The sequence below is a fragment of the Streptacidiphilus fuscans genome (assembly GCF_015690355.1).
GTDB classification, from domain to species: Bacteria; Actinomycetota; Actinomycetes; order Streptomycetales; family Streptomycetaceae; genus Streptacidiphilus; species Streptacidiphilus fuscans.
On sequence record NZ_JADPRT010000022.1, the window covers coordinates 18,007 to 40,309 of the forward strand.

Sequence of the window (22,303 nt, forward strand, 5' to 3'; positions counted from 1 at the left end):
GATGGGAACCGCCCCTCCGTTCTCCTGGAACCTGCTCTACGACTTCCAGATCATGTGGTCGTACCCGTTCATGCTGAACGCCTTCCGCGCGGGCGCGATCGTCGCAGTCGTCGCGGGCGTCGTCGGCTGGTACGTCGTGCTGCGGCGGCAGACCTTCGCCGCGCACACGCTGTCCGTCGTCGCCTTCCCCGGTGCGGCGTTCGCGACGCTGGCCGGATTCGCGCTCAGCCTGGGCTACTTCGGCTTCTGCATCGCCGCAGCGCTGGTGCTGGCGTTGCTGCGCCGCAACCGCGCCGGTCAGCCCGGCGACTCGGAGGAGTCGGCGGCCACCGGCACTGTCCAGGCCTTCCTGCTGGCCTGCGGCTACCTCTTCATGGCGCTCTACAAGGGCCTGTTGGAGGGCCCGCAGGCACTGCTGTTCGGCAGCTTCACCGGCATCACCAGCAGTCAGGTGACCACGCTGGCCGTCGCCGGAGTCGTGGTGCTGGGCGTGCTCGCGGTGATCGGCCGCCCGCTGCTCTTCGCCTCGGTGGACCCGCAGGTCGCCGCCGCGCGCGGGGTTCCGGTGCGGGCGCTGTCCGTGGCGTTCCTGGTGCTGCTCGGCGCGGCGACCGCCGAGGCGGCGCAGATCACCGGCGCGCTGCTGGTCTTCGCGCTGATGGTGCTGCCCGCCGCGACCGCCCAGGTACTCACCGCCCGGCCGGGGTTGAGCCTGCTGCTCACCGTCGTCATCGGCTTCGGCGTGACCTGGCTCGGCCTGTTCGCGGGCTGGTACTGGAACTACCCACTCGGCTTCTTCGTCACCACGTTCGCGTTCGCGCTCTTCCTGCTCGCCCACGGCGCGCGGGCGTTGGCCGCGGCCGTCGAGCGGCGACGCGCGCTCCCGACCCTGGCAGGTGCGGCATGACGGCCCCGACCGTGAACCCGACCGTGTCCCTCGCGGTGTCGGCCTGGACCCAGCCGTTCTTCCACAACGCGCTGCTGGCAGGGACGTTCATCGCGCTGGCGGCCGGTCTGGTCGGCTTCTTCCTGGTGCTGCGTGCGCAGGTCTTCACCGGTGACGCGCTGAGCCATGTCGCCTTCACCGGCGCGATGGCCGCGCTCGCCGCCGGATACGACCTGCGACTCGGCCTCTTCGTCTCCTGCGTCCTGGTCGGGCTGCTGCTCGGCGGCATCGGCCGACGCGGCAAGGCGGACGACGTGGTGATCGGCAGCGCCTTCGCCTGGATCCTCGGCCTCGGCTCGTTCTTCCTCACCCTCTACACCGCCTCGGCCAGCGGCATGGGGAACGGCGGCGCGGGCACCTCGGTGCTCTTCGGCTCCATCTTCGGCCTCGACGGCGGCCAGACGACGGTCGCGGTCGTGATCGCGCTCGTAGTGACGGCACTGGTGCTGCTGATCGCCCGCCCGCTGCTCTTCGCGACGCTGGACGAGAACGTCGCCGCCGCGCGCGGAGTCCCGGTCAAGGCGCTGGGGTTGGGCTTTCTGGCCCTGGTCGGCCTGACGGCGGGCGAGGCCACCCAGGCCGTCGGCTCGCTGCTGCTGCTCGGCCTGCTGGCCGCTCCGGCGGGCGCGGCGCTGCGGATGACCCAGCGGCCGTTCGTCGGCCTGGCGCTCGCGGGCGGCCTGGCGGTCGCGGAGATGTGGGCCGGCCTGGCCGCCGCCGCGTGGATCCCGCAGTGCCCGCCCAGCTTCGGCATCATGGCGGCGGCGACCCTCGTCTACGCCGCGACCTACCTGCCCCGCCCGGCGGGACGTGCCGGCCGGGCGGCTGCAGCAGGCGCGTAACAGACCCGCTGGTCGGATCCAGCCAGGTCGGATCCCGTCAGGTCAGATCCAGCCGAGTGCGACCAGCGCGCCGATCGCCAGCAGCGTGACCGCCGTCAGCGTGTTGGCGCGCTTGTCGATCCAGGGGGCCGTGAGCAGCCGCGCCCCGAGCGCGGCGGCGACGGTCAGGCCCACGATCGTGCCGACGGTCGCCAGGGTGAAGACGAGCAGCGAGCCGATCGCCGCCGTCGCACCGAGCGCACCTGCGGCGAGGAAGACCGGAAGGATCGTCAGATCCGGCGAGGCGGCGGCCCCGAAGGGGATCAGCAGCCCGGCCAGTCCGCGCGGGCTGCGCTGCGGGTGACTGTGCTGCGGGTGGCTGTGCTCGTGTTCCGTTGTCGGTCGGTCCAGTACGGCCGTGGTCGCGACGGCGTGGGCGTGGTGGCCGTCGTGGTCGTGGTGGTGCGTGTGCCCGTGCCCGTGGTCGTGCCCATGCCCATGCCCATGCCCATGCCCGTACCTGTGCCCGCCGTCGGCGTCGTGGCTGTGGCCGTGGCCTTTGCCCAGCAGGTCCAGGACGAGGAAGACCGCGCCCGTCACCAGCAGCACGCCGCCGACGACGAGGTCGGTGTGGCGGGCGATCGTCGTACGGAACTGGAGGCCGACGACCACCAGCACCGCGCCCAGCAGCAGCGAGACGAGCACGTGGGTCAGCGCGGCGGTCAGGGACAGTCGGACGACCCGGCCGGTGCGGTAGCGCCGGGTGCGGGAGAGGACGGCGAGCGGCAGCCAGTGGTCCGGCATGACGGCGTGGCCGAAGCCGACGCCGCCCGCCGCGAGCAGCAGCGCAGGAAGCGTGTTCACAGGACCACCGTACACACTCATCTTCGCATCCGTGAAGATGAGAAGACAGATGCCCGAGGCTTCTACCTGCGACAACGTCGCAATTACCGCGCTGTCGCTACGGCGCGGGGTCGTACTTGTAGCCGACGCCGCGCACGGTGGCGACCATCCAGCGGTACGGATTGCCCAGCTTCCGGCGCAGCCGGGCGACGTGGACGTCGACGGTCCGGCCGTCGCCGACGTCCGGCTGGTCCCAGACGAGCTCCAGGAGCTGGCTGCGCGAGAAGACCAGCTCCGCGTTGAGGACCAGATGGGCCAGCAGGTCGAACTCACGCCGGGTCAGGTCCAGGACCTGGCCACCGGCGGAGGCCCGGCGGCGACGCCGGTCGATGTCGATCCCGGGTGGCACCGCCGCCGGGACCGGTGGCCGACGGCCCGCCGGAGGCAGGCGGGACGGCGGGATGGCGGCGGACAGCTCGCGGTGCTGGTGCGCGCGCTGGTAGGTGACCGTCACGGGGAAGTCCTTCCGGGCGGGGGGCGGCGGTGAGTTCGGCTCAGCGGCGCGCGACGGCGTTGCACGGACCGTCGGGGCCGTGGCGTTCCGCACGGGCGCAGATCGCGCGGGCGGCGGGGAGCGGCAGGTCGAGGTGGGGCGCCAGCCACTCCGCGCGGTGGCCCTGAGCGGCCAGGATGTACGCGGCGTGCACCCGCGCGTCGTAGGCGACCTCCGGGGAGGTGGTCGCGGCGAAGTCGTTCGGGTCGAGCAGGTAGACCCGCTCGACGCCGTCGTGCAGCGCCAGGCGCAGCGTCCCGCGTGCGGTCGAGGACTCGGCGGCGGTGGTCCGCAGCGCGGTCACGGTGGCCTGGGCGAGCGTCACCTCGGCGGACTCGGCCGCGGCCCTGGTGTGCTGGAGCCGGCCGAACGCGCCGCGCAGGGCGTCGTGCAGGCGACGGCCGGTCGCCTGCGTCGGGGTCGGGGTGTGCGGGGTGTGCAGGCGGAAGGACATCACGGTCATGGCGAAGGGGCTCCTTCTGGGCAGGCGTGCGCGCGCCACAGCCGTAGGAGACGTGGCGGACGGCGCGTGCGTGCGGTCAGCGGTGGACGCGGGCCGGACCGGGCTGGGCTGGACGGGCTTGGGCCGTACAGCCGGGCAGGGGTCGACCCGGACTGGGACTCGGACAGTCGTCCATGACTTCGCCTCCCTCCGGCCGTGGTGCGTCTGGCACCGATGCGACGCGGCAAGGAGCGGACCGGCGTGAGAGACCGCGACGGCACGCGGCACACAGCCGGAACACCCCAACTCGTCAGAGCTTTGGCACTCCACGGCGTGATCCCTGGTGCGCTGACCGGGAAGCCACTTGGCCTCAACCCTTAGGTCGGGAGGAGGTGTCCTGATCCGGAGCGTCTCTCGACGGGTGGGATCAGTGGCCTGTGTCCGTGAAGACGCCTCACCGAACGAGGTGCCCTCTTCGTTTCAACGCCTCCAGCATAGATCAGTGATTCGGTGGGAAAGCAAGTCCCCGGATTCTTTGACGTGTTGTTGTCGCGACGGTTCCGGGGCTGACGTCATTTCATCTCTCCGCCCACCTGCGACCGATGCGCAACTACCGGCGCGGCCGATTGTTACGTGCCGGGTTGACTTTTCCCGGTGCGGCTCGCTTCACTTCTCCTGCGACACCTCGTTCGGTGAGGCGTCTGCACGGACACAGGCCACTGACCCGACGACGTCGAGAGACGCCCAGGGTCAGGACACCTCCTCCCGGCTTAAGGGTCGAGGCCAAGTGGCTTCCCGCTCGCTCTTCGGGCGGGACACGCCGTGCAGTGCCGAAGCTCTTACGTGAGAGGTGTCGGTGTTCCGCACGGGAGTGCGCTGACCTGGGGAGGTGGGGCCTGATGAAACCTGGCAGTAGTCCGCATCCGCGCCCGACCGGTCCCACAGTCGGCAGCTCCTGAAGTTCCTGGCAGTTCCTGAAGTTCCCGGCACGCGGGTACGCACACGCATGGCCTGATCCGGTGATTCCGCCGGTCCGGTCACGGGCGTGAATTCGTGCTGCCCGAATTCGGCGCGCCGAATTCACCCCACTTCACCAGAACCATTTTCCTACCGCCCGCACGACGCTCGCCCCTGTCGTTTCCACCCACGGCGTGCGTCCCTTCGGGCTGCCCGATTCCGAGGAGGAATTCCCATGGCTTCCGACACCGCACGCCCCGCCGGACACCCCGAACCGCCGTCCAGAGACGCCGTCGTGGACGGCGGTTCGGCTGTGCTGGACACCGCCCATGTCGGGGACATCGTCGGTGCGCTCGGTACGATCCGCCAGGACGACACCGAGCGCCGGACGAACTGGTGGCACCGGATCCGCACGCTGCTGGCCATCATGGGGCCGGGCCTGATCGTGATGGTCGGCGACAACGACGCCGGCGGCGTCGGCACCTACGCCGGCGCGGGCCAGAACTACGGCATGAAGCTGGCCTGGACGCTGGCGCTGCTGATCCCCGTGCTCTACGTCAACCAGGAGATGGTCGTCCGTCTCGGCGCGGTCTCCGGGGTCGGTCACGCCCGGCTGATCTTCGAGCGCTTCGGCAAGTTCTGGGGCGCGTTCAGCGTCGGCGACCTGTTCGTCGTCAACGCGCTGACCATCGTGACCGAGTTCATCGGCGTCCAGCTCGCGCTGGGCTACTTCGGGATACCGAAGGACGTGGCGATCCCGCTCGGCGCGGCGCTGCTCTTCGCCGTGGTGGCGGGCGGATCGTTCCGGCGCTGGGAACGGTTCCTCTTCGCGCTCATCGCGCTGAACATCGTGATGCTGCCGATGGCGTTCATGTCCCACCCGAAGGTCGGGGAGACCGCGGCCGGCTTCATCCCGCAGTTCCCCGGCGGTCTCAACTCGACGCTGCTGCTGGTCATCGTCTCCATCGTCGGCACCACCGTGGCGCCGTGGCAGCTCTTCTTCCAGCAGTCCAACATCGTCGACAAGCGGATCACCCCGCGCTGGATCCGCTACGAACGCGCCGACCTGTGGATCGGCATCGCGGTCGTCATCGTCGGCGCGATCGCCATCATGGGCACCGCCGCCTGGATGTTCGAGGGCACCGACCTCTTCGGCCAGTTCAGCGACGCGGGCGGCGTCGCCCAGGGTCTCAAGCAGCACGGCAGCAACGCGCTCGGCTCGCTCTTCGCCATCGTGCTCCTCGACGCCGCGCTGGTGGGCGCCAACGCGGTCAGCCTGGCCACCACCTACACGCTCGGCGACACCTTCAAGCGTCGCCACTCGCTGCACTGGAAGATCTCCGAAGCGCCGCTGTTCTACGTCGGCTACGCCATCCTGATTGCGATCGCGGCGGCGATCACCATGTTCTCCGACGCCCACGTGCAGGGCCTGATCACCCAGGGCGTGCAGGCGCTGGCCGGTGTGCTGCTGCCCTCGGCCACGGTCTTCCTGGTGCTGCTCTGCAACGACCGTCCGGTGCTTGGTCCGTGGGTGAACACGGTGAAGCAGAACATCGTCGCCGGCGTGATCGTGTGGACGCTGGTGCTGCTGTCGCTGTCGCTGACCGCGACGGTGTTCTTCCCCAACCTGACCACCTCCCAGCTCGTGTGGGGTTTCGCGGTGGGCGTGGTCATCGGCGTGCTCGGCGGCGGGCTGGTCGCCCTGCGGTCCCGGAACGCCGCGCGGACGGCGGCCGCCGCCACGGTCGAGGCGGCGTTCGAGGGCGTCGAGCCGGGCGAGGTGCGGTCGCTCGACCGGGCCAAGCTCAGCTCCGCCGACCGCAAGGCGCTCCTGGAGGCCGACCGTGATGCGTGGCGCACCCCGGCCCTCTCCACGCTGTCCCGGCCGCCGTTCTCGCCGCTTCGCAAGGCGGGCCTGCTGACGCTGCGCGGCTACCTGCTGATGGCCGTGATCCTGGTGGTCGTCAAGATCGTCCAGATGGCCACCGGCCACTGACGGCCCGTCATCAGTCGCTGACGGCCGCTCAGGCAGTAGGAGACGTCCCGCCGACGTGCCGACGCCTGGAGTTCCCCCGCAGGACGGCTCCGACCACGCATACTCGGCCCGACCCCCCATGCGCACCACCGAACGCGCACCACCGAACGCGCACCACCGAACACGAACCACCGAAGGAGTCCGGGCTGTGCAGTCCCTGACCACCGCCGAATTCCTGATCCGTCTCGGCACCGGCGTCGGCTGCGGCGCGCTGATCGGCATCGAGCGACAGTGGCGCGCCCGGATGGCCGGTCTGCGCACCAACGCGCTGGTCGCCACCGGCGCGACGCTCTTCGTCCTCTACAGCGTCGCGGCCGGGGACACCAGCAGTCCCACCCGCGTCGCGTCCTACGTCGTCTCCGGCATCGGCTTCCTCGGCGGTGGGGTGATCCTGCGCGACCGGGGCGGCGTGAGAGGGCTCAACACGGCCGCCACGCTGTGGTGTTCGGCGGCGGTCGGGGTGCTGGCGGCCTCCGGGCGGTTGCAGTTGGCGTTCCTGGGGACGCTCGCGGTGCTCGCCGTGCATCTCGTGCTGCGCCCGGCCGGGCGGATGCTGGACCGGGCGCCCGCGGCCGGGTCGGACCCGGACAGCAGCAGCCGTGTGATCGTCCATCTGCGGTGCAGCCGCCGCAACGAAACCCATATCCGCGCGCTGCTGCTCCAGGCGCTGACCGCCGCGGGCCTCACCCCAGCAGGCTTGCGCGCGACCCGGGAGGGGGAGGACATCGCCAGCCTGCGCGCGACCGTGACGGTCGAGGGCGAGGCCGGCAAGGCGTTGGAACCGGTGGTCACCCGGCTCTCCCTCGAACCGGGCGTGCTGGACCTGCACTGGCACATGGAGGAGGAGCCGCACAGCGACGGGGCCATCGCCTGACTGTTGCCTGGCCGTCTGACGGATCATCAGTTTGTCGGTGGAGAAGAGAAGACGGAGAAGCCGAGGAGAGGAGTGCGTCGGTGCCGATCACCCGAAGCCGGGTCAACGGCGAGGTCCTTGCCGCAGCGGTGGTGCTGGCGGTGGCCTGCGGGGAGCTCGTCGTCCTGGCGGTGGCCCCGCGCGTGGACCGGGCGTTGGCGACGGGCGTGCTGCTGGTGGCCGTGGCCGCGTTGGTGCTGACGCTCGGCGCGGTGCGTGTGCGCAGGCGACGGAGGTCGTCCGGGGTGACGCCGGGCACTACGAGGCCGGACCGGCCGGAGTGGTTCGACGCGTCGGCTCTCGCCGACTTCCCCGCCGCGCTGGTCGAGCCGTATCTGCGTGGTCCGGGCGCGGTGGAACTCCATCGCGTCCAGACCGGCTGGATCCTGGCCCGCGAGGGCCATGACGCCCGCTGGCTGGCCGCCCACCTCGGCCTGCCGCACGAGGCCGCCACCGCGCTGGTCGACGCGGCCCGGGCGCTGCCGGGCACCGGTCAGGACCCGGCCTGACCCTCCGTCGACTGCGTCCCGTCGACCTCCGCCTCTTCCGACCCTCCCGTTGCTGACCCCGCCGTCGCCGCCTGCCGCATCGCGGCGGGAGCCAACGCGCGCAGCGCGTGGTACCCGAACAGGACGATGATCGTGCCGAGCGCGATGCCACCGAGTGAGAAGTTCGCGCTGATCTTCATGGTGACGCCGCCCGCGCCGACGATGATCCCGGCCGCACAGGGGATCAGGTTGATCGGATTGGTCAGGTCCACCTTGTTGCGGATCCAGATCTGCGCGCCGAGCAGCCCGATCATGCCGTAGAGGACGACGGTGATCCCGCCCAGCACCCCGCCGGGGATCGCCGCGATGATCGCGCCGAACTTGGGGCAGAGACCGAACAGCAGCGCGAAGACTGCCGCACACCAGTACGCCGCGGTGGAGTAGACGCGGGTCGCCGCCATCACGCCGATGTTCTCGGCGTACGTCGTGGTCGCGCCGCCGCCGACCGCGGTGGAGACGACCGTGGCGAGGCCGTCGGCGGCGATCGCGTCGCCCATCCGGTCGTCCAGGTCCGCGCCGGTCATCTCGCTGACGGCCTTGACGTGACCGGTGTTCTCCGCGATCAGCGCGATCACCACCGGCAGCGCGACCACGATCGCCGACGCGCTGAACGTGGGCCCGTGGAAGTGCGGCAGGCCGACCCACCGGGCGTGGCCGACGCCGGAGAGGTCGAGCCGCCAGTGGTCGGTGACCTTGCCGCTGCCGTCCGGCGAGTGGATCTTGCCGAGCGTCCGGTCCAGCACCCAGGAGAGCGCGTAGCCGAAGACCAGCCCCAGGAAGATCGCGATCCGGGACCAGAAGCCGCGCAGCGCCACCAGGGCGAAGCCGGTCGCGCACATGGTGGCCAGCGCCACCCACTGGTCCTGCGGCCAGTAGGTGCCCGCGGTCACCGGCGCCAGGTTGAAGCCGATCAGCATGACCACCGCGCCGGTCACGGCGGGCGGCAGCACCGCGTGGATGATCCGCGCCCCGCCCGACCTCACCACCAGGCCGAACACGGCCAGCACCACACCGGTCACCAGCAGCGCGCCGGTGATCGCTGACGTCGACCCGCCCTGCATGCGGATCGTCGTCGCCGCGCCCACGAAGGAGAGGCTGCTGCCGAGGTAGCTCGGGATCCGGCCGCGGGTCAGCAGCAGGAAGAGGATCGTGGCGACGCCCGACATCATGACGGTGAGGTTCGGGTCCAGGCCCATCAGCAGCGGCGCGACGTAGCAGGCGCCGATCATCGACGCGACGTGCTGCGCGCCCAGGCCGATGGTCCGGCCCCAGCTGAGCCGCTCCCAGGGCTTGACGACCTCGCCGGTCTCGATGTGCCGACCGTCGCCGTGCAGTTCCCAGCCGCCGAGGCCCCGGCCTGCCATCAGCCCTCCCAATCGTCGTGTTCCGTAGTCTTCTGCGGCGTTCCGCAGCGTTCCGCCGTGTTTCGGCCCAAACCGGACCAGGTTATCCGAGGTGGCACCTGTGTTCGGCCACGGTGATCGGTACCACGGCATGACGGTCCATGACCGCTTTGCCTCTACCGTTGAAGCCATGGACCTGCTCCGCCGCATCCGCCTCTTCGCGCGTGCCCATCCCTACTGGATGGACACGCTGCTGGCGTTCGGGCTCTACGGGCTCACCCTGATCTGGCGCGACGGCGGTCCGACCAAGAGCTGGTCCTCGATCGACCCCTCCGAGGTGCTGGTCGTCGCCGGGTTCCTGGTCTACGCCCCGCTGGCGCTGCGCCGCCGCTACCCGGTGACGGTGCTGGCGCTCGTCGTGGCCGCGACCGTCGGCTACATGTTCGTCGGGCCGGTGCGCGGACCCATCCTGGCCGGTGCGGGGCTCGCGATCTACACCGTCTGCTCCGTCGTCGAGCGGCGGCTGGCGCTCGCCATCGGCGGTGTCGCCGTCCTCTCCGTCGGCATCGCGAGCATGGCGCTCTCCCCGGAGAAGTGGGACCAGGCCGTCAACGGCTACGCCTTCGCCTGGACCGCGATGACCGTCGCGATAGGCGAGGCTGTGCGCAGCCGTCGCGCCTTCGTCGCGGCGATAGAGGAGCGGGCCCGCCGGGCGGAGCACACCCGCGAGGAGGAGGCCCGCCGTCGCGTCGCCGAGGAACGGCTGCGGATCGCCCGTGAGCTGCACGACATCGTCGGCCACCACATAGCGCTGATCAACATCCAGGCCGGGGTCGCCTCGACCGTGCTCGCCACCCAGCCCGACACGGCGCGCGAGGCGCTGGCCCAGGTCCGCGAGGCCGGACGCGCGGCGCTGACCGAGCTCGGCGCGACCGTCGCCGTGCTGCGGCAGACCGGCGACGGCGACGACAACTGCGCCAGCCCCCGCGAACCCGCGCCGGGACTGGACCAGCTTCCTGCGCTGCTGGCCAAGTTCGAGAAGGCGGGCCTCCAGGTCGAGCGGCAGGTCGAAGGCGTGCCGCAGCCGCTTCCGGCCACCGTCGACCTGACCGCCTTCCGGGTGGTCCAGGAGTCGCTGACCAACGTCCGCAAGCACGCCGGGTCCTCGTCGGCCGCGGTACGGCTCGACTACGGGCCGCGCACGCTGCACATCGAGGTCGAGGACGACGGGCCCGGCGGAGGGCCGAGCGAGCGTGCGGACCGCAGTGAGCGGGCCGAGCGGGCCGACCGTGCCGAGCGCGGCGAACGCGCCGGGCGCGCGGAGCAACGGACGTCCGGCGGATACGGGATCATCGGCATGCGCGAGCGCGCGGCCACCGTGGGCGGCAGCTTCCGTGCCGGACCGCGGCCGAACGGGGGGTTCCGCGTCGTGGTGGAGCTGCCCTACGAGCCGGGCGCGGGCTCTGCCGCGACCGTGCCCACCACCTCCGCGGCAGAGGCCCCTGCCGTCGCCGGAATGACGGGAACCGCATGACCATCCGTGTGCTGCTCGCCGACGACCAGGTACTGGTCAGGGCGGGTCTCAAGGTGCTGGTGGACTCCGCGCCCGACCTCACGGTCGTCGGCGAGGCCGCCACCGGGCACGAGGCGGTCGCGCTGGCCAAGTCGGCCCGCGCCGACGTGGTGCTGATGGACATCCGGATGCCGGAGCTGGACGGCCTGGAGGCCACGGCCCGGATCATCGCGGACGAGGACCTGGCGGGCGTCCGGGTCCTGGTGCTGACGACCTTCGAGATAGACGACTACGTCTTCCAGGCGCTGCGCGCCGGGGCCAGCGGCTTCCTGGGCAAGGGCGCGGAGCCGGACGCGCTGCTGGACGCGATCCGGGTCGTGGCGCGCGGCGAGGCACTGCTGACGCCCGCCGCGACCAAGGAGCTGATCTCCCGGTTCCTCTCCCAGCCCGACCGCGCGGCACCGGTGCCCGCGCCGACCAGCCTGTCGGCGCTGACCGACCGCGAGCGCGAGATCGTCGCTCTGGTCGCCACCGGTCTCTCCAACGACGAGATCGGTGAGCAACTCGGAGTCAGCCCGCTCACGGCGAAGACCCACGTCAGCCGCGCCCTGCTCAAGCTCGGCGCGCGCGACCGCGCGCAGTTGGTGGTCCTCGCCTACGAGAGCGGCCTGGTCCGGCCGAACACCGGGCAGCCCACGGAGGAGTGACGCGGCGCAGCGCGACGGCAGGTTGGCAGCTGGTCCCGTGAACAGCAGCCGGGCAGCTCAGCGTCTCGGCGTGGATTCATTCCCCACACCGGCGGTGATCCATCCCACAGGCGCATGCGGGGGACGGGTCTTGCGCCCTTGACACCGGTTCGTGGCAGACTGACTGCAGCAGTACGACGTTTGCGCACTCCGGGGTCGGTGAAATTCCGAACCGGCGGTTACAGTCCGCGACCCGTCCGCCTCCAGCGGCCGGTTGACCAGGTGAAATTCCTGGACCGACGGTTAAAGTCCGGATGGGAGGCAGTGCGCGGCGGACGTCGGGCTGCGGCGTCGTCGCAAGGCGCGCATCCTCCCCGGATGCGTTCGGCGTCCGGTGTGTCCCGTTTCGGGCTACCCGGCCGCGCTCCGCGTCGTCCCGTGACCCGTGGTTAGTCGTCCGTTGTCAGCTCCCGCTACAGCCCCGGAGACCGCGCAGTAGGCGCGAGGTCACGGAGAGCTGAATGTTCACGGGAATCATCGAAGAGCTTGGCGAGGTCCTCTCGATCGAGGACCTGGGCGACTCCGCCCGGATCCGCCTGCGCGGCCCCCTCACCACCGCTGACGCCCACGAGGGCCAGTCCATCGCGGTGAACGGCGTCTGTCTCACCGTCCTCGACACCGACGCCGAACTGGCGGCCCAGCCCGGCGAGTTCAGCGCCGACGTGATGCGCGAGACGCTGGAGCGGTCCAGCCTGGCCGCCCTCGCCGTCGGCTCCCGGGTCAACCTGGAGCGGGCGATGGCCCTCGGCGCCCGCCTCGGCGGACATCTGGTGCAGGGTCATGTCGACGGCACCGCCGAACTGCTCTCCCGCACCCCTGGCGAGGCCGGCGCGGACGGCACCCCGCAGTGGGAGGTGCTGCGCTTCAGCCTCCCGGCTGACCTCTCCCGCTACCTGGTCGAGAAGGGCTCGATCACCGTCGACGGCATCAGCCTGACGGTGGTGGAGGCGGCCCGTGACTCGTTCACGGTCAGCCTGATCCCGGCCACGCTCGCCCACACCACGCTGGGCGCCAAGGAGATCGGCCAGCCGGTCAACCTGGAGGTCGACGTGATCGCCAAGTACGTCGAGCGGATGCTCACCGACCGCGCCTTCGACCTGAACGGCGGCAGCGCCGGAACTGGCGCCGACGCGCGTGACGTCCAGGCTCTGGCGGACGCCACCGGGCGTACCCGGCCGGGGGTCTGACGCATCATGAGCAGCTTCCTCACGGAGCTCAACGGCACCGCGTTCACGGTGTTCGGCGAGCACATCAAGTGGTCCGACATGATCGGCAACCTGCTCGGCCTGGCCGCGCTGGCGCTCGGCTGGCGCCGGTCGGTCGTCAGCTGGCCGGTTCAGCTGCTCTCCGGCCTGGTGCTGGTCTCCGCCTACGCGTCCGCCCACCTGAGCGGCGGCGTCGGCAAGCAGATCGTCGTCATCGTCGTCGCGGTCTGGGGCTGGCTCCGGTGGAGCCGAGGGCGGCAGCGCGAGGGCGGCATCTCCGTCCGCTTCGCCACCTGGGCCGAGCGGGCCTGGCTGGTGCTCGGCACCGCCGTCGGCACGGTCGCCGTCGCGCTGCTCTTCCAGGCCTACAACCTCTCCTGGTCGCCCTGGGAGGACGCGTACCTCTTCGTCGGCACGCTCGCCGCGATGATCGCGCAGGGCCGTGGCTGGGTCGAGTTCTGGTTCGCCTGGCTGGCCGTCGACCTGGTCGGCGTGCCGCTCGCGTTCACCAGCGGACTCGCCTTCTCCGGCCTGATCTACGTCGTCTACTTCGTCCTGGTGGTGCTGGGCATGCGGTCCTGGTGGCTGCGCACCCGCATCCCGCAGCAACCCACTCTCCCCGCGCAGCAGGACCGCGCAGCGAACGCGGAAGGAGCCGTCGCATGACCGCCGTTCAGGATCTCGCTCAGCAGGAGCTTGCCCTTCCGGACCTGGCCCAGCAGCACGGCGAGGTCTACGAGGACCTCACCCTCGACAGCATCGAGTACGCCGTCGCCGAACTCGCCGCCGGGCGCGGCATCGTGGTCGTCGACGACGAGAACCGCGAGAACGAGGGCGACTTGGTCTTCGCCGCCGAGCTCGCCACGCCCGAGCTGGTCGCCTTCGCCATGCGCGAGTGCCGCGGCCTGCTCTGCGTGCCGATGGTCGGCGAGGACCTGGACCGGCTGGAGCTGGACCAGATGGTCCAGCAGAACACCGAGTCGATGCGCACCGCCTTCACCGTCTCGGTCGACGCCCGCGAGGGCACCACCACCGGGATCTCCGCCGCCGACCGGGCGCTGACGATCCGTATGCTCGCCGACCCGACCACCGTCCCCGGCGACTTCGTCCGCCCCGGCCACGTCTTTCCGCTGCGCTCCCGCGCGGGCGGCGTGCTGGAGCGCGACGGGCACACCGAGGCAGGGCCGGACCTGTGCCGCCTGGCCGGGCTGCGTCCGGCCGCCGCGATCTGCGAGATCGCCAACGACGACGGCACCATGGCGCGGCTGCCGGAGCTGGTCCCGTTCGCGCGCCGCCACGGCATGGCCATCGTCTCCATCGAGGACCTGATCGCCTACCGCCGTCGCACCGAGGCGCGCGTCACCCGGGCGGCGACCACCTCGCTGCCCACCGAGCACGGCTCGTTCACCGCGCTCGGCTACCGCAGCGAGCCGGACGGCGTCGAGCACATCGCCCTGGTCGCGGGCGGTCTCGGCCCGGACGGACGGCTGCCGGACGGCGAGGATGTGCTGGTCCGGGTCCACTCCGAGTGCCTGACCGGCGACGTCTTCGGCTCGCTGCGCTGCGACTGCGGGCCGCAGCTGGGCGCCTCGCTCGACCGGATAGCGCAGGAGGGCCGCGGCGTCGTCCTGTACCTGCGGGGTCACGAGGGCCGCGGCATCGGCCTGCTGCACAAGCTGCGCGCCTACGAGCTGCAGGAGGACGGCCGCGACACGGTCGACGCCAACCTGGAGTTGGGCCTGCCTGCCGACGCCCGCGACTACCGCGCCGCCGCGATGATCCTTGCGGACCTCGGCGTCCGCTCGGTGCGGCTGCTGAGCAACAACCCCGACAAGCACGAGGCGCTCAGCGGTCACGGCGTCCAGGTGACGGACCGTGAGGCCGTGCGCGTCGGCGTCGGCGAGCACAACCTGCGCTACCTGCTGACCAAGCGCGACCGGATGGGCCACGACCTGCCGTGGCTGGACGAGCCCGTTCCGGCCCACAGCGCCTGACAGCCACACGCACGGCCGAAGAACGACCACCGAGAAACACCACCCAGAACACCGAGAATCACCACCGAGAGGACGAGGCAAGTGAGCGGCGAGGGAGCCCCCAAGCTCGACGTGCAGGGCGCGAAGGACCTGAAGGTCGCGGTTGTCGCGGCGCAGTGGCACACCGTGGTCATGGACGGTCTGATCGCGGGCGCCGAGCGGGCGCTGGACGAGTACGGCGTCACCGACCGCACGCTGCTGCGCGTGCCCGGCAGCTTCGAGCTGCCGGTGGCCGCCAAGGTGCTCGCGGCCTGTGAGTACGACGCGATCGTCGCGCTCGGCGTCGTCATCCGAGGCGGAACACCCCACTTCGACTTTGTGTGCGAGGCCGCGACCATGGGCCTGACCCAGGTCTCCGTGGACTCCGGGATCCCGGTCGGTTTCGGCCTGCTCACCTGCGACAACGAGCAGCAGGCGCTGGACCGGGCGGGACTGCCCGACTCCAAGGAGGACAAGGGCCACGAGGCGACCACCGCGGCGCTCAGCACGGCCGTGCTGCTCCGCGGCCTGGCCGGCTGACCCTCTCCAGGTGTCGACAGGCTTGTTGTCCATGACGCCGTCCGTACGGTGGGACGACACGACCTGTTCCCGGGGAAGCACGTAGGGTGGAGCCCATCATGGCGCAGAAGACATTCGAAGAGCTCTTCACCGAGCTGCAGCAGAAGGCCACCTCCGGCGCGACCGGTTCGCGCACCGCCGAGCTGGTCGGCCTGGGCGTCCACGCCATCGGCAAGAAGGTCGTCGAGGAGGCGGCCGAGGTGTGGATGGCCGCCGAGCACGAGTCCGACGAGCGGACCGCCGAGGAGATCTCCCAGCTGCTGTACCACCTGCAGGTGATGATGGTCGCGCGCGGCCTCAGCCTGGAAGACGTCTACGCCCATCTGTAGACCCCGCGTGTCATGACGCAGCGGGGCACCGAGCCGTTTCGGTGCCCCGCTTCTTCGTGTCCGGGGCCTGATTCCGCGGACGTCTCGTCACCTGCACCAACCAGCTCTTCCCACCGCTCAGTTCACCGAGTTCACCCAGTTCACGCAGTTCACCCACGCAGCACCGGACGAAAGGCCAAGACCCATGCTCCGCATCGCCGTCCCCAACAAGGGCTCCCTCGCCGAACCGGCGGCCGGCATGCTCCATGAGGCCGGGTACCGCCAGCGCAAGGACAGCAAGGAGCTGGTCCTGGTCGACCCGGAGAACAACGTCGAGTTCTTCTACCTGCGCCCGCGCGACATCGCGATCTACGTCGGCTCCGGCCGTCTCGACGTCGGCTTCACCGGCCGCGACCTGCTGCTGGACTCCGGGGCCAACGCGGAGGAGATCCTCTCGCTCGGCTTCGCCGGCTCGACCTTCCGCTTCGCCGGCCCGCCCGGGGTCGCCACCAGCGTCAAGGACCTGGAGGGCCGCCGGATCGCCACCTCCTACACCGGCCTGGTCGAGAAGCACCTGGCCGACGCGGGCGTCTCCGCCACCGTGACCAAGCTGGACGGCGCCGTCGAGACCGCCGTGCAGCTCGGCGTCGCCGACGTGATCGCCGACGTGGTGGAGACCGGCACGAGCCTGCGCAACGCCGGTATGGAGGTCTTCGGCGAGCCGATCCTGGTCTCCGACGCGGTGGTGATCCGTTCCGTCGGCGCGACCGAGGACCCCGCCGTCGACCAGTTCATGCGGCGTCTGCAGGGCGTCCTGGTGGCCCGTCGGTACGTGATGATGGACTACGACATCCGTGCGGAGCGCGTCGCCGAGGCGGTCGCGCTGACTCCCGGCCTGGAGTCGCCGACCGTCTCCCCCCTGCACAGCGAGGGCTGGGTGGCGGTCCGGTCGATGGTGCTGCGCAAGGAGGCCCAGCGGATCATGGACGACCTGTGGGGCATCGGGGCGCGCGCCATCCTGGTGACCAACATCCACGCCTGCCGTCTCTGAGAGGCCAACCCACCCGTGCATCCTTGGCGGTCACCGGGGGAGGATCACTGGTGAACCACGAGGGAGACACTGTGGAGGCGCTGACATGACCGCCCGCCCGAGCCGGGTGACCGGGCCGCCGACGTTGCCGCACACCTGGCGGCCGGTGCTGACCCGCGTCGTGCTGCTCGGGCTGGCGGTGCTCTCCGTGGCGTTCTTCGCGACCATCGCGATCCTCTCCGCGCCCGACTGGCAGCGCCACGACCGGATCGGCATCGGCAGCTCCGGCGTGGTCTTCGCGATCGTCCTGGTGGTGCTGGCCCGTCCCAAGGCCAAGGCCGACCGGACCGGGCTGACGGTGGTCAACTTCGTCCGCACGCGCCGCCTGGAGTGGCCGCAGATCGTCTCGGTCAACCTGCGGCAGGGCGACCCGTGGGTGCTGCTCGACCTCGCCGACGGGGACACGCTCGCGGTCGTCGCGATCCAGCCGGGCGCGGGACGGCGTCAGGCGGCCCGGATGGCCAACGAGTTGCAGGCGTGCGTCGACGCCTACGGGACGGCACAGCGCTGACCGGGCCGGGAAGCATGCCGCCGACCGGAACGGCACATCGCTGACCTGCGTCGTTCATCCGGAGTTTTCAGGCATCCTGGTACGGTAGGCGTCTTTGCCAAAACTTTGGATGACCTGGAGAAGTTGCCCCGTCCATGGACCCTCACAGTATCGCCGCGGCCTGGCTGCTGTTCGGCATCGCCGTCCTGCTGATCCTGGCCAACGGCGTCTTCGTGGCCGCCGAGTTCGCCTTCGTCACCGTCGACCGGGGGGAGGTGGACCGGGCCGCGGCGGCGGGGGACCGGCGGGCCGCCGGGGTCGCGCGGGCACTGCGCACCCTCTCCTTCGAGCTCTCCGGCGCACAGCTCGGCATCACCGTCACCTCGCTGCTCGTCGGCGTGCTGGCCAACCCCGCACTGGCCCGGCTGCTCTCGCCGCCGTTGACGTCCCTGGGTCTGCCCGGGTCGGTCGCGACCGGGGTGGCGGCGGTGGTCGGGTTGGTGATGGCGACCGTGCTGCAGATGGTGATCGGCGAGCTGGTCCCGAAGAACTGGGCGATCTCGCGTCCGCTCCAGGTGGCCCGCGCGGTCGCCGCGCCGCAGCGGATCTTCTCCACGCTCTGCCGCCCGCTGATCCTGCTGCTCAACGGGATCGCCAACCGGATCGTCCGCGGGTTCGGCCTGGAGCCCGCCGAGGAGCTCGCCTCCGCGCGCAGCGCCGAGGAACTGGTCGCGCTGGCCCGCCACTCGGCGAGCGAGGGCGCGCTGGAGAGCGACACCGCCGACCTGTTCGTCCGCACGCTCGGCCTGGCCGAGCTGACGGCGGAGAGCGTGATGACCCCGCGCATCGACGTCGCCGCGCTGGAGGACCACGCCACCGCCGCCGACGTGCTCAACCTGACCCGGGCGACCGGGCTCTCCCGCTTCCCCGTCTACCGTCAGTCGATCGACGACGTGGTCGGCGTGGTGACGCTGAAGGACGCGCTCGCCGTGCGGGCAGGGAACCGCGCCGCGGTGCGGGTCGGCGCGCTCGCCTCGCCGCCGCTGCTGGTGCCGGAGACGCTGCCCGCCGACCGGTTGCTTGACCTGCTGCGCAGCCGTCAGCAACTGGCCGTGGTGGTCGACGAGTACGGCGGGACGGCCGGGGTGGCGACGCTGGAGGACATCGTCGAGGAGATGGTCGGCGAGGTCCAGGACGAGCACGACCCCGCCGACCTGCCCGAACTGCGGCCGGTCGCGGCCGTCGAGGGCCGGTCGGCGTGGGAGGCGGAGGGCCGCTGCCGCGTCGACGTACTGGAGTCCGTCGGCCTGCGGGCGCCGGACGGCCCGTACGAGACGGTCGCCGGTCTGCTCACCGACCTGCTCGGCCGCCTGCCCGCGGAGGGCGACAGCGCGGAGCTGCCCGGCTGGCGGCTCACCGCGCTGGAGGTGCAGCGGCACCGCACCGAACTGGTCCGCCTGGAACGCCTGGTGGACCCGGAACAGCGCGATCACCGAAACCACCGCGACCGGAACCATGGGCACCGCTCCGATCGTGCCGCGCAGGGTCCGGCCAGTCCGACGAGCCCGGCGAGTCCGGCGAGCCCGGCGGGTGAGCGATGAACGTTCTCGAACTCGCGCTCGCCATCCTGCTCGTGCTCGGCAACGCCTTCTTCGTCGGCGCGGAGTTCGCGCTGGTCTCGGTGCGCCGCAGCCAGGTCGAGCCGCTGGCGGAGGCCGGAGACCGGCGCGCGGCCATAGTCGTGCGCGCACTCGAAGACGTCACCGCGATGATGGCCGCCGCCCAACTCGGGATCACCGTCTGCTCGTTGCTCCTCGGCGCGCTGGCCGAACCGGCCCTGGCCGGACTGCTGGCAGGCCCGTTCCACGCGCTCGGCGTGCCCGAGCAGCTGGTGCACCCGATCTCCTACGTGCTGGCGCTGGCCGTCGTCGTCGCACTGCACATGGTGATCGGCGAGATGGTCCCGAAGAACATCGCGCTGGCCACCCCCGAGCGCGCCGCGCTCGTCCTCGGCCCGCCGCTGGCGGCGATCGCCCGCACACTGCGGCCCTTCATCGGGTTCCTCAACGCCTGCGCCGAGCTGCTGCTGCGGCTGATCCGCGTGGAGTCCAAGGACGAGATCGACGCCGCCTACACCAGCGAGCAGCTCGGGCATCTGATCAACGACTCCTACGCGGCGGGCCTGTTGGCCGGACACGCGCAGGAGCGGCTGGAGGACGCGCTGGAGCTGGGGCTGCGGCCGGTGCGCGAGGTCGTCATGCCGATGGACCGTCTGGTCACGGTCGACCGCACGGTGACCGCCGAGGGCCTGGAGGAACTGGCCGTCCGCACCGGCTACTCCCGCTTCCCCGTCGTCGGCGACTCGATCGGCGACCCGGTAGGTGACTCGGTCGGTGACGAGCCGTCCCCGGGGTTCCTCGGCTACCTGCACGTCAAGGACGTGCTGGATCTCGAGGAGCGGGACGCGACGGTGCCGCAGCGCCTGTGGCGGCCGATCCTCACCCTGTGCGGGGACCTTCCGCTGGACGACGCGCTCGGCCAGATGCGCCACTCCGCCGCGCATCTGGCGGGCGTCGTGGACGCCGAGGGACGCACTCTGGGCCTGGTCGCGCTGGAAGACGTACTTGAGGAACTGGTCGGTGAGGTCCACGATCCTGATCACCGTGCCACCCGCTAGGGTGACACCCGGTCAGTCGAATGAACGACTGACCGATTGACAGCCTCACGGGGGAGTGATGAGCAACGTGAGCGATCGAAGGCTTGAAGTCGATCGTGTCTCCAAGCGTTACGGCGACACCGTCGCGCTGGACGGTATGGCTTTCGACGTCCGGGCCGGAGAGATCTTCGGCTTCGTCGGAAGCAACGGCGCCGGCAAGACCACCACCATGCGGATCATCCTGGGCGTGCTGGCCGCCGACTCCGGCGAGGTCCGCTGGGACGGCGCGCCGGTGACGCTGGAGACCCGCAGCCGCATCGGCTACATGCCGGAGGAGCGCGGCCTCTACCCGCGGATGAAGGTCGGCGAGCAGCTGGAGTACCTGGCCCGCCTGCACGGCCTCACCCGCGCCGACGCGGTCAGCGCCGCCCGGACCTGGTCCGAGCGCCTGGGCGTCGAGGCCCGCTTCGGTGACGAGGTGCAGAAGCTGAGCCTCGGCAACCAGCAGCGCGTCCAGTTGGCCGCCGCGCTGGTCCACCACCCGGAGATACTCGTCCTCGACGAGCCCTTCTCCGGCCTGGACCCGGTGGCCGTGGACGTGATGAGCGAGGTGCTCCGCGAGAAGGTCGCCGAGGGCATCCCGGTCATCTTCTCCAGCCACCAGCTCGACCTGGTCGAGCGGCTCTGCGACCGCGTCGGCATCGTCCGCGCGGGCACCATGGTCGCTTGCGACACCGTCGAGGCGCTGCGCGCCTCCGGCGGCGAGGAACTGCTGGTCCACGCGCCGGAGGCACCAAACGGATGGGCGGACGGCCTGCCCGGCGTCAGCGTTCGCGGCCATGACGCCGGACGCACGGTCCTCGCCCTCGCCGACGGCGCCGACGACCAGGCGGTTCTGGCCGCAGCGCTGGCCACCGGCCCGGTCCGCGAGTTCGCCCGCCGCCGCTCCACGCTGACGGAGCTCTTCCGGCACGTGGTCAGCACGGACAACACTGCCGCCGGCACTGCTGTCGGCACGACGGGGGAGAGGGTTCAGTGAGCAGCGAGCAGCACAACCGCCTGGAGGTCGGCAGCGGGGAGGCGATCCGGCTGGTCGCCGGTCGCGAACTGCGGGTCCGGCTCCGCTCCAAGGCGTTCCTGATCGTGATGGCGATCTCCGCCCTCGCGTTCGTCGCCCTGCCGATCATCACCAAGTTCGCCCACTCGTCGCCGAGCACGGCCAAGGTCGCGGTCACCCAGCAGGAGGCCGCCTACGGCAACTCCCTGGAGCAGATCGCGAACGCGCTCCACCAGAACGTCTCGGTCACGGTCGTCCCGGACGCGGCGGCGGGCACGGCCCTGGTCCAGAGCGGCAAGGTCGACGCCTTCGCGGTCCACACTTCCGGCAGCGGAACGGCGGTGACCGTCAAGAAGACCCTGCCGGACTCGCTCAAGACCGTCCTCTCCCTGGTCGGCCAGCAACCCACGCTGGCGTCGCAGCAGGTCCAGGTCACGGCGCTGGAGAAGAACGACCCGCAGCAGGGCCAGAAGATCACCATCGCGATCGCGGCCGGGCTGCTGATGTACCTGATCCTGATGACGGTCGGTCAGATGGTGGCCCAGGGCGTGGTCGAGGAGAAGAGCAGCCGCGTCGTCGAACTGCTGCTCGCCACGATCAAGCCGTGGCAGCTGCTGGCGGGCAAGGTCGCGGGCATCGCGGTGATCGGCGCGCTGCAGCTGGTCGTGCCGAGCGTGATCGGCCTGGCCATCGGCATGGCCGACGGCCAGTTGAACCTCCCGCTCAGCGCGTCGGTCGGCAGCTTCGCCTGGACGCTGGCCTGGTTCCTGGCGGGCTTCTGGCTCTTCGCCATGATCTTCGCCTCGGCCGGCGCGATGGTCTCCCGCCAGGAGGACCTCGGCGGTGTGATGGCGCCGATCATCATGCCGCTGGTCGTCGGCTGGGTCGTCGCCATCTCGGTCCTGCCGAGCAACCCGCAGAACCAGCTCGCCGAGGTTCTTTCCTTCGTCCCGCTGACGGCCCCGGAGATCATGCCCATGCGCTGGGCGCTCGGCGTGGCCCCGCTCTGGCAGGTCCTCGTCTCCCTGGCCCTCACCCTCGCCTGCGGCGCGGTGATGCTGCGCTTCGCGGGACGGATCTACCGCAACTCCGTCCTGCGGAGCGGGGCCAGGGTGCCGCTCAAGGAGGCGTTGAAGGCGGCGTAGTAGTTGCACTGCCTCGGGGGCGCGGGGCTCTGCTGATTTGCGGCTCCGCCGCGTGGGCGCGACAAGCCACCCTGTGTGGTGAGTCGCCGATCGAGCAGGGC

Annotated in this window: 22 protein-coding genes and 3 riboswitches; of the genes, 18 read left to right on the forward strand and 4 right to left on the reverse strand. The window is 71.2% G+C overall.

Going from position 1 to position 22,303, the window contains the following annotated elements:
- Position 1 precedes the first annotated feature (1 nt).
- A complete protein-coding gene (locus I2501_RS35605) occupies positions 2–907 on the forward strand; it encodes a metal ABC transporter permease (RefSeq protein ID WP_196194034.1) in 906 nt (301 codons plus the stop codon).
- Positions 904–1,788, forward strand: coding sequence for a metal ABC transporter permease (locus I2501_RS35610; protein WP_196194035.1), 885 nt, complete (start codon positions 904–906; stop codon positions 1,786–1,788). The genes I2501_RS35605 and I2501_RS35610 overlap by 4 nt, the downstream gene beginning before the upstream one ends.
- Before the next feature lie 42 nt (positions 1,789–1,830).
- Here the strand turns inward: I2501_RS35610 and I2501_RS35615 are convergent, their stop codons facing one another.
- The 3 genes from I2501_RS35615 to I2501_RS35625 form a co-directional block, all read right to left on the reverse strand.
- Positions 1,831–2,631: a hypothetical protein gene (locus I2501_RS35615; protein WP_215909529.1), complete on the reverse strand. Its 801-nt coding sequence runs from the start codon at positions 2,629–2,631 to the stop codon at positions 1,831–1,833.
- 97 nt (positions 2,632–2,728) lie between these two features.
- Positions 2,729–3,124: a winged helix-turn-helix domain-containing protein gene (locus I2501_RS35620; RefSeq protein WP_328806340.1), complete on the reverse strand. Its 396-nt coding sequence runs from the start codon at positions 3,122–3,124 to the stop codon at positions 2,729–2,731.
- A gap of 40 nt (positions 3,125–3,164) precedes the next feature.
- Complete coding sequence (locus I2501_RS35625; protein WP_196194038.1) at positions 3,165–3,626, reverse strand: hypothetical protein; 462 nt, start codon at positions 3,624–3,626, stop codon at positions 3,165–3,167.
- Positions 3,627–3,899: 273 nt separating this feature from the next.
- Positions 3,900–4,078: riboswitch (M-box (ykoK) riboswitch) on the reverse strand.
- 204 nt (positions 4,079–4,282) lie between these two features.
- Positions 4,283–4,462, forward strand: a riboswitch (M-box (ykoK) riboswitch).
- Positions 4,463–4,797: 335 nt separating this feature from the next.
- Here I2501_RS35625 and I2501_RS35630 point away from each other — a divergent pair.
- The 3 genes from I2501_RS35630 (at position 4,798) to I2501_RS35640 (ending at position 8,019) form a co-directional block, all read left to right on the forward strand.
- The gene (locus I2501_RS35630; protein WP_196194039.1) at positions 4,798–6,558 is read left to right on the forward strand and encodes an NRAMP family divalent metal transporter; all 1,761 of its coding nucleotides are present in this window, start codon (positions 4,798–4,800) and stop codon (positions 6,556–6,558) included.
- 187 nt (positions 6,559–6,745) lie between these two features.
- Positions 6,746–7,471 carry an MgtC/SapB family protein gene (locus tag I2501_RS35635; RefSeq protein ID WP_196194040.1) on the forward strand — a complete coding sequence of 242 codons (726 nt, stop codon included), beginning with the start codon at positions 6,746–6,748 and terminating at the stop codon, positions 7,469–7,471.
- 80 nt (positions 7,472–7,551) lie between these two features.
- Complete coding sequence (locus I2501_RS35640) at positions 7,552–8,019, forward strand: hypothetical protein (protein WP_196194041.1); 468 nt, start codon at positions 7,552–7,554, stop codon at positions 8,017–8,019.
- Here I2501_RS35640 and I2501_RS35645 read toward each other — a convergent pair.
- The gene (locus I2501_RS35645; protein ID WP_196194042.1) at positions 8,004–9,422 is read right to left on the reverse strand and encodes a uracil-xanthine permease family protein; all 1,419 of its coding nucleotides are present in this window, start codon (positions 9,420–9,422) and stop codon (positions 8,004–8,006) included. The genes I2501_RS35640 and I2501_RS35645 overlap by 16 nt on opposite strands.
- A 169-nt stretch (positions 9,423–9,591) precedes the next feature.
- On the opposite strand from I2501_RS35645, the gene I2501_RS35650 reads away from it, so the two are divergent.
- From I2501_RS35650 to I2501_RS35710, 13 genes are all read left to right on the forward strand, one after another.
- Positions 9,592–10,935, forward strand: coding sequence for a sensor histidine kinase (locus I2501_RS35650; protein WP_236046162.1), 1,344 nt, complete (start codon positions 9,592–9,594; stop codon positions 10,933–10,935).
- On the forward strand, positions 10,932–11,621 hold the full coding sequence (locus I2501_RS35655; protein ID WP_196194044.1) for a response regulator: 690 nt from the start codon (positions 10,932–10,934) through the stop codon (positions 11,619–11,621). The genes I2501_RS35650 and I2501_RS35655 overlap by 4 nt, the downstream gene beginning before the upstream one ends.
- Before the next feature lie 180 nt (positions 11,622–11,801).
- Positions 11,802–11,932, forward strand: a riboswitch (FMN riboswitch).
- Between the two features lie 189 nt (positions 11,933–12,121).
- The gene (locus tag I2501_RS35660; RefSeq protein ID WP_196194045.1) at positions 12,122–12,847 is read left to right on the forward strand and encodes a riboflavin synthase; all 726 of its coding nucleotides are present in this window, start codon (positions 12,122–12,124) and stop codon (positions 12,845–12,847) included.
- Between the two features lie 6 nt (positions 12,848–12,853).
- The gene (locus tag I2501_RS35665; RefSeq protein WP_196194046.1) at positions 12,854–13,531 is read left to right on the forward strand and encodes a nicotinamide mononucleotide transporter family protein; all 678 of its coding nucleotides are present in this window, start codon (positions 12,854–12,856) and stop codon (positions 13,529–13,531) included.
- The gene (locus I2501_RS35670; protein ID WP_196194047.1) at positions 13,528–14,859 is read left to right on the forward strand and encodes a bifunctional 3,4-dihydroxy-2-butanone-4-phosphate synthase/GTP cyclohydrolase II; all 1,332 of its coding nucleotides are present in this window, start codon (positions 13,528–13,530) and stop codon (positions 14,857–14,859) included. The genes I2501_RS35665 and I2501_RS35670 overlap by 4 nt, the downstream gene beginning before the upstream one ends.
- Before the next feature lie 81 nt (positions 14,860–14,940).
- Positions 14,941–15,417, forward strand: coding sequence for a 6,7-dimethyl-8-ribityllumazine synthase (gene ribH, locus I2501_RS35675; RefSeq protein WP_196194048.1), 477 nt, complete (start codon positions 14,941–14,943; stop codon positions 15,415–15,417).
- A gap of 98 nt (positions 15,418–15,515) precedes the next feature.
- A complete protein-coding gene (locus tag I2501_RS35680) occupies positions 15,516–15,785 on the forward strand; it encodes a phosphoribosyl-ATP diphosphatase (protein ID WP_196194049.1) in 270 nt (89 codons plus the stop codon).
- A gap of 184 nt (positions 15,786–15,969) precedes the next feature.
- Positions 15,970–16,815 carry an ATP phosphoribosyltransferase gene (hisG, locus tag I2501_RS35685; RefSeq protein WP_196194050.1) on the forward strand — a complete coding sequence of 282 codons (846 nt, stop codon included), beginning with the start codon at positions 15,970–15,972 and terminating at the stop codon, positions 16,813–16,815.
- Between the two features lie 85 nt (positions 16,816–16,900).
- Complete coding sequence (locus I2501_RS35690; protein ID WP_196194051.1) at positions 16,901–17,365, forward strand: PH domain-containing protein; 465 nt, start codon at positions 16,901–16,903, stop codon at positions 17,363–17,365.
- 149 nt (positions 17,366–17,514) lie between these two features.
- On the forward strand, positions 17,515–18,945 hold the full coding sequence (locus tag I2501_RS35695; RefSeq protein WP_408022730.1) for a hemolysin family protein: 1,431 nt from the start codon (positions 17,515–17,517) through the stop codon (positions 18,943–18,945).
- Positions 18,942–20,021, forward strand: coding sequence for a hemolysin family protein (locus I2501_RS35700; RefSeq protein WP_196194053.1), 1,080 nt, complete (start codon positions 18,942–18,944; stop codon positions 20,019–20,021). The genes I2501_RS35695 and I2501_RS35700 overlap by 4 nt, the downstream gene beginning before the upstream one ends.
- A gap of 58 nt (positions 20,022–20,079) precedes the next feature.
- Positions 20,080–21,039 (forward strand): ABC transporter ATP-binding protein, encoded by a 960-nt coding sequence (locus I2501_RS35705; RefSeq protein ID WP_196194054.1) that lies wholly within the window; start codon positions 20,080–20,082, stop codon positions 21,037–21,039.
- On the forward strand, positions 21,036–22,202 hold the full coding sequence (locus I2501_RS35710; protein ID WP_196194055.1) for an ABC transporter permease: 1,167 nt from the start codon (positions 21,036–21,038) through the stop codon (positions 22,200–22,202). The genes I2501_RS35705 and I2501_RS35710 overlap by 4 nt, the downstream gene beginning before the upstream one ends.
- Positions 22,203–22,303: the final 101 nt, after the last annotated feature.

What these genes read in the sequence shown, in the direction of transcription:
- I2501_RS35605 (WP_196194034.1), top strand. Translation starts at nt 2, where the DNA reads ATGGGAACCGCCCCTCCGTTCTCCTGGAACCTGCTCTACGACTTCCAG.
- I2501_RS35610 (WP_196194035.1), top strand. Translation starts at nt 904, where the DNA reads ATGACGGCCCCGACCGTGAACCCGACCGTGTCCCTCGCGGTGTCGGCC.
- I2501_RS35625 (WP_196194038.1), bottom strand. Translation starts at nt 3,626, where the DNA reads ATGACCGTGATGTCCTTCCGCCTGCACACCCCGCACACCCCGACCCCG.
- I2501_RS35630 (WP_196194039.1), top strand. Translation starts at nt 4,798, where the DNA reads ATGGCTTCCGACACCGCACGCCCCGCCGGACACCCCGAACCGCCGTCC.
- I2501_RS35645 (WP_196194042.1), bottom strand. Translation starts at nt 9,422, where the DNA reads ATGGCAGGCCGGGGCCTCGGCGGCTGGGAACTGCACGGCGACGGTCGG.
- I2501_RS35650 (WP_236046162.1), top strand. Translation starts at nt 9,592, where the DNA reads ATGGACCTGCTCCGCCGCATCCGCCTCTTCGCGCGTGCCCATCCCTAC.
- I2501_RS35655 (WP_196194044.1), top strand. Translation starts at nt 10,932, where the DNA reads ATGACCATCCGTGTGCTGCTCGCCGACGACCAGGTACTGGTCAGGGCG.
- I2501_RS35660 (WP_196194045.1), top strand. Translation starts at nt 12,122, where the DNA reads ATGTTCACGGGAATCATCGAAGAGCTTGGCGAGGTCCTCTCGATCGAG.
- I2501_RS35665 (WP_196194046.1), top strand. Translation starts at nt 12,854, where the DNA reads ATGAGCAGCTTCCTCACGGAGCTCAACGGCACCGCGTTCACGGTGTTC.
- I2501_RS35670 (WP_196194047.1), top strand. Translation starts at nt 13,528, where the DNA reads ATGACCGCCGTTCAGGATCTCGCTCAGCAGGAGCTTGCCCTTCCGGAC.
- I2501_RS35680 (WP_196194049.1), top strand. Translation starts at nt 15,516, where the DNA reads ATGGCGCAGAAGACATTCGAAGAGCTCTTCACCGAGCTGCAGCAGAAG.
- hisG (WP_196194050.1), top strand. Translation starts at nt 15,970, where the DNA reads ATGCTCCGCATCGCCGTCCCCAACAAGGGCTCCCTCGCCGAACCGGCG.
- I2501_RS35690 (WP_196194051.1), top strand. Translation starts at nt 16,901, where the DNA reads ATGACCGCCCGCCCGAGCCGGGTGACCGGGCCGCCGACGTTGCCGCAC.
- I2501_RS35700 (WP_196194053.1), top strand. Translation starts at nt 18,942, where the DNA reads ATGAACGTTCTCGAACTCGCGCTCGCCATCCTGCTCGTGCTCGGCAAC.
- I2501_RS35705 (WP_196194054.1), top strand. Translation starts at nt 20,080, where the DNA reads ATGAGCAACGTGAGCGATCGAAGGCTTGAAGTCGATCGTGTCTCCAAG.